Here is an 8,875-nt window from a genome sequence, read left to right as displayed (position 1 = left end):
CCAGCGCATCGAGCTTGGCCAGCCGCGTGTTGTCGGCAAAGAGATCGTGTTTGATGGCGCTGCGGGTTGGCGGGGAAGGCATCGGCTAGGCTTTCGTTTCGTCTTCGGCGTTTGAGGTGGGGGGTTTTTAGAGGTTCCCTTCAGTTTGTTCGGTACAGTTTGGATTCGGCATGGCTCGCTCGTTCATCAAGTTTCTACACCTCGATAAACGCGCACTCAAAGGGCCATGCCGTCATCGTTTTTACGGAGGACGGTGAAATATCCGGGTTAGCGCCTGTAAGTCACCTGCGAGCGTCCGCCTGCGTCGCTCGCAGCGGGCGAAATACCTGCGCATCGGCATAAAAGCCGGGGTCAGCATTGGCCGGCCACCAGCCGGGCACGCCCAGCACGGGCAGCGGCGCAAAGGGTTTGTCAGCCCAGGCGTCGGCCTCCATCGCGGCGCACAACCACCCCTCCCAAGTTGCTATTTTATTGATAGCATTCTGCGCTTGCAGGACGTGCGCAACCATGGGTTTTCTTGGGTAAACCAGCTTTTCCAAAAGCGCATGGCCGAACAGGATCAGGTGAGCCTGCGCCCACAGCGGCCGCAAGGTCACAAACAACCGCTGCCAGTCCCGCGCGCGCAGGGCGTGCCACAGCGGCGCAGGGGCACTGAGCAAGGCACCGTTTTCATCAAACACCGTCAGCGCATCGCGCAGCGGGCCGCGCGCCGCCCGCACGCCTTGGGTGGCCAGGGCCTGGGCCTGAAGCTGGTTCAGCCGCCGCTTGGTCTGGGGAAACTGCGACCACACCAGGCCGTTGAAAAAGTCGTGCAGATTGTCGCGCGTGGGGACGCGGCCGGTGTCCCAGATGTGCTGCTCGTAGGCCGTACCGGCAGGCAGCTCGGACTGCGGCGCAAAACCCACCGGGAGCCTGGCCCCCACGGCGGACTGCAGCACGGCGTGAACCGGCTCTGCCGTGGCAGTCACCCGCTGCGCCAGCGGCTCGCCCAGCACACGCCACGGCTCCAGCCAGGGCGCGCCCCAGTCGATGGCGCTCAGGGGCGTTATGCCAACACTCGCCACGGTAGCGCTTCACCGGCGCGCAGGGGCTTGAGGCTGGCATCGCCAAAGGCAAAGCTCTCCGGTGGCGTCCATGATTCGCGGCGCAGGGTGATGGTGCCGGTATTGCGCGGCAGGCCGTAGAAGTCCGGGCCATGGAAGCTGGCAAAGCCCTCGAGTTGGTCGAGCGCGCCCACGCTGTCGAATGCCTCGGCATACATCTCGATGGCCGCATGTGCGGTGTAGCAACCGGCGCAGCCGGTGGCATGCTCCTTGAGGTGGGCCGGGTGCGGGGCACTGTCGGTGCCCAGAAAGAACTTGGCCGATCCGCTGGTGGCCGCCTGCACCAGCGCCAGGCGGTGCGTTTCGCGCTTGAGCACGGGCAGGCAGTAGTAATGCGGACGGATTCCGCCGGTGAAGATGGCGTTGCGGTTGTACAGCAGGTGGTGGGCGGTGATGGTGGCGGCGGTGAAGCGATCGGCCTGCTGCACGTAGTCGGCCGCATCCTTGGTGGTGATGTGCTCGAAGACGATCTTGAGTTCAGGAAAGTCGCGCCGCAGCGGGATGAGTTGCTGGTCGATGAAGGCGGCTTCGCGGTCGAACAGGTCGATATCGCTGCTGGTCACTTCGCCATGCACCAGCAGCAGGATGCCGGCCTTTTGCATGGCTTCGAGCGTCTTGTACGTCTTGCGCAGGTCGGTCACGCCCGCGTCGCTGTTGGTGGTGGCGCCCGCGGGGTAGAGCTTGCAGGCGACGACGCCCGCAGCGTGGGCCCGGGCAATCTCCTCGGGCGGCAGGTTGTCGGTGAGGTACAGGGTCATCAGCGGCTCGAACTGCATGCCCGAAGGCACGGCAGCCAGGATGCGCTGCTTGTACGCCAGCGCCTGCTCGGCCGTGGTCACAGGCGGGCGCAGGTTGGGCATGATGATCGCACGGCCAAACTGGGCGGCAGTGTGCGGCACCACGGTGTTCAGCGCCTGGCCGTCGCGCACATGCAGGTGCCAGTCGTCAGGGCGGGTGATGGTGAGGGTGTCGATGGGGGTAGGCGTAGAAGCAATCATGGGCCGCATTGTCCCATTGCTCCAAGTGCTGTTGTTGTCATAGCACTCAGCCTAAAAACGGCAGTTGGATGCATTTGCCAGCGCTGCTGTTGGATTGCCAGGCAAGGCGCGACGACGCGGCAGGCTCGTGCCTGCAAGGAGAAGCAACACCGCATGGCGCTCCAAAAGCGGTGCTGGCAAGTGCATAGCGCTGTCACCCCAAAGGTGAGGCTGCAAAAACAACCCAAGGCCCGAGTCCGTGCGGTGTGCGCCAAGATGACAAGCGGTCAACTGCCGTTTTTAGGCTCAGAAGCCGTGGAGTCGGCGAGACGGCGCGTTGGTCTTCTAAAACGCGAAGAAAACCGCCCGGGGTGCCGGGCAGGACCGCGCAGGTACCGATCCCAGCGTGCCCGCCAGCCCCAAAAGAAAAAGCGCCCGCAGAGGGCGCCTGGTCGGATCTGAGCTTGGGGCTGGGCCAGCCGGGCTCACGGCGGTTGCAACCGGCGTGGCCCATGCCAGTGGCCGCCGCGCAAGGGCCGCCCCGCCGCGCTGGCGGTGTCTCCCGTGGGGGAACGCGCCGCAGGCGACTCAGGGGGCAACGTCAGTGCTGCAGGATCTTGTTCAGGAAATCCTTGGTGCGCGGCTGGCGGGCATCGGGGTTGTTGAAGAAGTCTTCCTTGGAGCAGTCTTCCAGGATCTTGCCGCCCACATCCATGAAGATCACGCGGTTGCTCACCTTGCGGGCAAAGCCCATTTCGTGGGTCACGCACATCATGGTCATGCCTTCATTGGCCAGGCCCACCATCACATCCAGCACTTCGCCCACCATTTCGGGGTCGAGCGCCGACGTGGGTTCATCGAACAGCATCACGATGGGGTCCATCGACAGCGCACGGGCAATCGCCACGCGCTGCTGCTGGCCGCCGGAGAGCTGGCCGGGGAACTTGTCCTTGTGCGCCATCAGACCCACGCGCTCGAGCATCTTCAGGCCGCGCTTTTTGGCATCGTCGGGGCTGCGACCCAGCACCTTGATCTGCGCGATGGTCAGGTTTTCCGTGACCGACAGGTGGGGAAACAGCTCGAAGTGCTGAAACACCATGCCGACACGGCTGCGCAGCTTGGGCAGGTCGGTCTTGGCGTCGTGCAGCGCAATCCCGTCCACCGTGATTTCGCCCTTCTGGAAGGGCTCCAGAGCATTGATGGTCTTGATCAGCGTGGACTTGCCTGAACCCGAAGGCCCGCACACCACCACGACTTCACCCTTCTGGATGCTGGCCGTGCAGTCGTTGAGCACCTGCACCGGGCCATACCACTTGGATACGTTTTTGAGTTCGATCATTTGTTATTCCTCAATCCAATCTCTTGAGCCTGTCGCGCCCGCATCAGCGAATGATCGCGATCTTCTGGTGCAGGCGCTTGACCATCCAGGACAGCGCAAAGCACATCACAAAGTACAGCACGGCGGCGGCCAGGTAGGCCTCGATGGGGCGACCATAGTTTTTGCCCGCCACTTCAAAGCCCTTGAGCATGTCGTAGGCACCGATGGCATACACAAGCGAGGTGTCCTGAAACAGGATGATGGTCTGCGTGAGCAGCACCGGCAGCATGTTGCGAAACGCCTGGGGCAGCACCACCAGCTTCATGTTCTGGCTGTACGTCATGCCCAGCGCCTGGCCGGCATACACCTGACCCTTGGGAATGGACTGGATACCGGCGCGCATGATTTCGCTGAAGTACGCGGCCTCAAACGCAATGAAGGTGATCACCGCCGACATTTCGGCACCAATCGGCCTGCCAATGATGGCGGGCACCAGCAAAAAGAACCACAGGATCACCATCACCAGCGGAATGCTGCGCATGCCGTTGACGTAGATGGTGGCGGGGACTTCCAGCCACTTCTTGCCCGACAGGCGCATGAGTGCCAGCACCGTACCAAATACCACGCCGCCAACGGTCGCCACCAGCGTGAGAATAAGGCTGAAGTAAAGCCCCCTGAGCACGAAGTTGCTGATGAGATCCCAGTTGTAGAACGAAAAATCGAGATTCATCTCAGTGACCTCCCCCGCCGGCGCTGGCCAGGGCCATGCCCGGGATGCGGGCGCGCTTTTCAATGAAGGCCATGATGCGGTTGATGGCGAAGGCCGACAGGATGTACAGGCCCGTCACCGCCAGGTAGATCTCGATACCGCGCGAGGTTTCTTCCTGCGCCTGCATGGCGAACATGGTGAGTTCGGCCACCGACACGGCAAACGCCACGGACGAGTTCTTGAAGATGTTCATCGTCTCGCTGGTCAGTGGCGGGATGATGATGCGAAACGCCATGGGCAGCAGCACATAGCGATAGGTCTGAAACGTGGTAAACCCCATGGCCATGCCCGCGTAGCGCTGACCACGCGGCAGTGCCTGGATGCCCGAACGCACCTGCTCTGCAATCCGCGCAGAGGTAAAGAAACCCAAGGCCAGCACCACGAGCAGGAAGCCGGGCACGCCACGCAGCACCGGAAACAGGCTGGGCAGCACGTGGTACCACAGGAAAATCTGAACAAGCAAGGGGATGTTGCGAAACAGCTCAACCCACGCGTTGCCCAGCCGCACGATCAACGGCCTGTCCTGCAACGTCCGAAGCGTTCCAATCAACGATCCCAAAAACAACGCCAGCAACAGCGCCAGCACCGATACAGACACTGTCCAGCCCCAGGCCGACAGCATCCAGTCCAGGTACGTGATGTCGCCGCCCTTGCCAAAGCAGCTTTGCACGATGTCCCTGTCCATGGTGTCCTGGCAGAACACCTGCCAATCCCAACTCATAGGAGCACCCCTTCAAATTTTCGAAAACCGCTGGATGCAGCCCGCTGCGCATCCAACGAAAAAGCCCCTTCGAGCCATTGGGCCGAAGGGGCACATGCGTTCACCCGATTACTTCTTTGCGTAGTCTTCCATGGGCTTGTCGTTAGGCGCAGCCCAGGCAGCCTTGGTCGCGTCAGACATTGGCAGACCGATCTTCATGTTGGTAGGCGGCACAGGCTGCATGAACCACTTGTCGTACAGCTTGGCCAGCGAACCGTCGGCGATCTGACGCTTGATGGAATCGTCCACAGCCTTCTTGAACGCCGGGTCGTCCTTGCGGATCATGCAGGCAATGGGTTCAACGTTCAGGACTTCGCCGACGATCTTGTATTCGGCAGGATTCTTGGACTTGGAAATGTTGGCTGCCAGGATAGAGCCGTCCATCACAAAGGCGTCGGCACGGCCGGTTTCCAACAGCAGGAAGCTGTCGGCATGGTCTTTGCCGAGCACTTCCTTGAAATCCACGCCGCCAGCACGCTCGTGCTTGCGCAATGTTTGCACCGATGTGGTGCCCGTGGTGGTGGCCACGGTCTTGCCATTCAAATCTTTCACCGAAGTGATACCCGAATTGGCCTTGGTGGCGATGCGCACTTCTTCCACAAAGGTGGTCACGGCAAAAGCCACGTCCTTTTGACGTGTTGCATTGTTGGTGGTCGAGCCGCATTCCAGATCCACCGTACCGTTGGTCACCAGCGGAATACGGTTTTGCGATGTGACGGGCTGGTACTTGACTTCCAGCTTGGGAAGGCCAAGCTGTTTTTGGATGTCTGCCAGGACGACTTCGCCCATTTCAGTGTGGAAACCCACGAACTTGCCGTTGCCAAGGGTGTACGAGAGGCCCGACGATTCACGCACGCCAAGCGTCACGCTGCCCGAGGCCTTGATCTTGGCCAGGGTGTCGGCGGCTTGTGCGAATGCACTACCTGCGGCCAGGGCGGTCACTGCAACCGCCAGCAAATGCTTCTTCATCGGTATCTCCTTGTGTGAAAACAAATAGGAACTAGGGGGGGGAATCCAGGCGCTCGCCTGCCGTATTGGCAAGCAGGCAAGAGCCTCAGACAGGGGGCCCTACCAGGCGATTGTCACCTCAGAAAGGAACCTGATCGGTAGGGTATTTCCAGAAGTCGCGCAGCAGATAGCTGACTGGAAGATTCAGTACGGTATCTTTGGGCGCAATGGGTTTCATGAACCATTTATCGTAGATCGGATAAATCTCTTTGCTGGTGATCAGACGACGCATCTCGTCATCAATCACTTTCTTGAACTCAGGATCATTCTTGGGAAGCATGATCGCCAAAGGCTCGGTCGTGATGAAGCGGCCCACCACCTTCAGTGACTTTGGGTCCGGTCGGCCAGCGGCCAGGCCATAGAGCAACACGTCATCCATGACGAAGGCATCGGCCTCGCCCTTTTCGACCATATCCAGCGCCCGGGCATGGTCCGGTGCCTCCAGGATGGTGATGCCCATCAGCCGCTCGCGATTGGCCTGATCGGCGGCTTTCAGTGGGGTAGTACCCTTGGTTGAGACGAGTTTTTTGCCGTTGAGGTCTTCCATCCGCTCGATCGAACTGGTCGACTTGACCAGAAGGCGCGCTCCCGTGATGAAGTGGGGGATGGTGAAGGCCACCTTTTGGCGGCGCTCTGCATTGTTGGTGGTCGATCCACACTCGAGATCGGCCTTGCCCTGCTCGATCACGGTGATCCGGTTGGCGGGCGTGACGGCGAGGAACTCCACTTCCATATCCTTTTTACCCGTCTTCTTGCGTACCACTTCGGCCAGGTGCAGGCACAGGTCCACGGCATAACCGATGGGTTTGCCCGACTTCGAGTCCACATACGAAAACGGCACCGACGACTCGCGATGCGCAATCACCAGTTTGCCCCCGGCGCGGATGCGCTCCAGGACCGAGGCCTGGACGGGAAGCGCAAGGGCGCAGCACAGGGCCACAAGGCCCTGGACCAATCGGGTTGACAAAATGATCATACGAACCCTCGGTGGACAAATAGAAACTGCGACGCAAAATTTATGCCATCGTTGCAGTGCGATGCTCCTAGCACAAGCACGAATCCGTAAAAACCACAACTGTACGTGTCGTCTCGGAGAAACTCCAATGCCGTTTGGGCGCACAACTATGCAAAGTGCTCATATCAGTATTTACCCTAGGCATGGAACTGCTGCGGACTGAAGGAACGTCCAGAGCGCCTGGGCGGTGCTTTTGGGCGACTCCTTACCGGAAGGCTTCTCGCGGTAGGCGCGCACGTCCATGGTCATCTGCAGGAGGTCGGAATCTGCGGGTGCCGCACTGACCAGGCGACGGGACCGCAACTCCTTTTTGACGGCACTGTGCGGTAAAAACGCCACGCCATGACCCTCCAGCGCCATGGCCTTGAGGCCTTCGGCCATGTCGGTTTCATACACGCGCTCCAGGTGGATGGGCGTGCCTGCTTCTTTCAGGATGAGCTCCGTCACCCGGCCCAGGTAGGCACCCGGTGCGTAGCCCAGGTAGGGCAGAGGATGGGCAGCGCGCCCCGGCAATCGGTGCATCGGCTGGCCGTCGGCGTCTGGTTTGCTGTAGGGTGAGATCACCTCCTGGCCCAGGCTGACCATTTCATACCGATCGGCGTCGAGCTGAAAGGGCTGGGAGGGGTGGTGATAAGCGATCAAAAGGTCACAGCCGCCCTCCACCAGTCGCATCACTGCATCGTGAACGTTCAGTGCGATGAGCCTGCTCTTGAACGGGCCAAACTTGTCGTGCAGGCTGGACACCCAGGCCGGAAAAAACGTGAACGCCAGGGTGTGCGGCACGGCGAACTCGATCATGTCCTTGCCTGCACTGGTGTGGGCACGCAGCATGGCACGCGTGTTTTGCAGCGCCTGCAGCATCTCCAGGGCCTGATCGTAGAGGGTCTTTCCTGCAGGGGTCAGCCGCGTGGGGTAGGAACTGCGGTCCACCAGATCCGTACCCGCCCAGGCCTCCAGCGCCTGGATGCGTCGCGAAAACGCGGGCTGCGTGACATGCCGCAACTGCGCGGACCGGCTGAAGCTGCGCGTTTCCGCCAAGCTGACAAAATCTTCAAGCCACTTGGTTTCCATGCCCCATTATCCGCATGACGGGCGCAATGTGCTGGGTCTTGGCATCAGGGTTTACACAGGCCCGGCACTTGCAAACCGCTGCGCTCAGGCAACTGTCAGGTTTGGCGGGGCGGGTCCGGCAGGGGCGGGCGGGCCGTGTTGCCATGAAGCGAGACCGTTAAGGCACCTCTGCATAACTCCCTGCGGTCTGCGCGGGCTCGGGCAGTCCACGGCGTTGCTTTTCTTGCCAATAGCCAGGCTATTGGCTGCAAAAAGCGCCTTGTGGCCTATCCCGATCCGCACCAGCGCATCCTCGCGAGGGTTCTGCAGAGCTTTCTTAAATCGGAGGCACTGCCCGCGCTACAGGATGCTTGGCAGCGTTTTTGACCAGCTTGCGCTCAACCGCTGCATGAAGGTCCACCCCCGCATGGTCCGCCAGTTGCAGCAGGTACAGCAGCACATCGGCCACCTCGTCGGCAATCGGCTCCTTCAGGGCCGGGTCGTCCCGCACGGCCAGCGACTGCTCGGGGGTCATCCACTGGAAGATCTCGGCCAGCTCAGCGGCCTCGACCATCAGCGCCATCGCAAGGTTCTTGGGCGTGTGAAACGGCTGCCACTGGCGCTCGGCGGCAAAGCTGCGCAGGCGTTGTTGCAGGGCGCTCAAGTCCATGGACATCAAATGCTCCTATTTTTATAGCTATAAAGGCTTATGGAGATTGCGCAGCATGTGTTTTTGATTCGCGGATTCACAGACAAAGTGCATCAGATGGCAGTTTAATGGGGGTGATCTCCAGGCCGTAAAACACCTCATGAGGGGTGCGGTATCCCAAGCACTTTCTAGGCCTGTGGTTCAATGCGTAAACCGCATTATTGAC

General features: G+C 60.8%; 9 protein-coding genes. All 9 read right to left on the bottom strand.

What is annotated here, in order from left to right:
- Positions 1-281: 281 nt before the first annotated feature.
- Positions 282-1,064 carry a DUF3025 domain-containing protein gene (locus ACK543_RS09040; protein ID WP_409942517.1) on the bottom strand — a complete coding sequence of 261 codons (783 nt, stop codon included), beginning with the start codon at positions 1,062-1,064 and terminating at the stop codon, positions 282-284.
- Entirely contained in the window at positions 1,046-2,110 is a 1,065-nt protein-coding gene (pyrC, locus tag ACK543_RS09035) for a dihydroorotase (RefSeq protein WP_409942516.1), read from the bottom strand. The genes ACK543_RS09040 and pyrC overlap by 19 nt, the downstream gene beginning before the upstream one ends.
- Before the next feature lie 571 nt (positions 2,111-2,681).
- Entirely contained in the window at positions 2,682-3,419 is a 738-nt protein-coding gene (locus ACK543_RS09030) for an amino acid ABC transporter ATP-binding protein (RefSeq protein ID WP_409942515.1), read from the bottom strand.
- A gap of 43 nt (positions 3,420-3,462) precedes the next feature.
- Positions 3,463-4,128 (bottom strand): amino acid ABC transporter permease, encoded by a 666-nt coding sequence (locus ACK543_RS09025; protein ID WP_409942514.1) that lies wholly within the window; start codon positions 4,126-4,128, stop codon positions 3,463-3,465.
- Position 4,129: 1 nt separating this feature from the next.
- The gene (locus tag ACK543_RS09020) at positions 4,130-4,888 is read right to left on the bottom strand and encodes an amino acid ABC transporter permease (protein WP_409942513.1); all 759 of its coding nucleotides are present in this window, start codon (positions 4,886-4,888) and stop codon (positions 4,130-4,132) included.
- Between the two features lie 108 nt (positions 4,889-4,996).
- On the bottom strand, positions 4,997-5,896 hold the full coding sequence (locus ACK543_RS09015; RefSeq protein ID WP_409942512.1) for an amino acid ABC transporter substrate-binding protein: 900 nt from the start codon (positions 5,894-5,896) through the stop codon (positions 4,997-4,999).
- A 118-nt stretch (positions 5,897-6,014) separates the two neighbouring features.
- Entirely contained in the window at positions 6,015-6,911 is an 897-nt protein-coding gene (locus ACK543_RS09010) for an amino acid ABC transporter substrate-binding protein (protein ID WP_409942511.1), read from the bottom strand.
- 171 nt (positions 6,912-7,082) lie between these two features.
- Positions 7,083-8,021 carry a LysR family transcriptional regulator gene (locus ACK543_RS09005; protein WP_409942510.1) on the bottom strand — a complete coding sequence of 313 codons (939 nt, stop codon included), beginning with the start codon at positions 8,019-8,021 and terminating at the stop codon, positions 7,083-7,085.
- 316 nt (positions 8,022-8,337) lie between these two features.
- The gene (locus ACK543_RS09000) at positions 8,338-8,670 is read right to left on the bottom strand and encodes a nucleotide pyrophosphohydrolase (protein ID WP_409942518.1); all 333 of its coding nucleotides are present in this window, start codon (positions 8,668-8,670) and stop codon (positions 8,338-8,340) included.
- Positions 8,671-8,875: the final 205 nt, after the last annotated feature.

The sequence above is a fragment of the Acidovorax sp. genome (genome assembly GCF_046341535.1).
Lineage (GTDB): Bacteria > Pseudomonadota > Gammaproteobacteria > Burkholderiales > Burkholderiaceae_C > Acidovorax.
Note: the sequence above shows the minus strand (reverse complement) of the source record. Positions and strands in the feature narration are given on the sequence as shown.

Excerpts from the sequence above, each read along its gene's own strand:
- ACK543_RS09020 (WP_409942513.1), bottom strand. The coding sequence starts at position 4,888 with ATGAGTTGGGATTGGCAGGTGTTCTGCCAGGACACCATGGACAGGGAC.
- ACK543_RS09030 (WP_409942515.1), bottom strand. The coding sequence starts at position 3,419 with ATGATCGAACTCAAAAACGTATCCAAGTGGTATGGCCCGGTGCAGGTG.
- ACK543_RS09015 (WP_409942512.1), bottom strand. The coding sequence starts at position 5,896 with ATGAAGAAGCATTTGCTGGCGGTTGCAGTGACCGCCCTGGCCGCAGGT.
- ACK543_RS09010 (WP_409942511.1), bottom strand. The coding sequence starts at position 6,911 with ATGATCATTTTGTCAACCCGATTGGTCCAGGGCCTTGTGGCCCTGTGC.
- ACK543_RS09000 (WP_409942518.1), bottom strand. The coding sequence starts at position 8,670 with ATGGACTTGAGCGCCCTGCAACAACGCCTGCGCAGCTTTGCCGCCGAG.
- ACK543_RS09005 (WP_409942510.1), bottom strand. The coding sequence starts at position 8,021 with ATGGAAACCAAGTGGCTTGAAGATTTTGTCAGCTTGGCGGAAACGCGC.
- ACK543_RS09025 (WP_409942514.1), bottom strand. The coding sequence starts at position 4,128 with ATGAATCTCGATTTTTCGTTCTACAACTGGGATCTCATCAGCAACTTC.
- pyrC (WP_409942516.1), bottom strand. The coding sequence starts at position 2,110 with ATGCGGCCCATGATTGCTTCTACGCCTACCCCCATCGACACCCTCACC.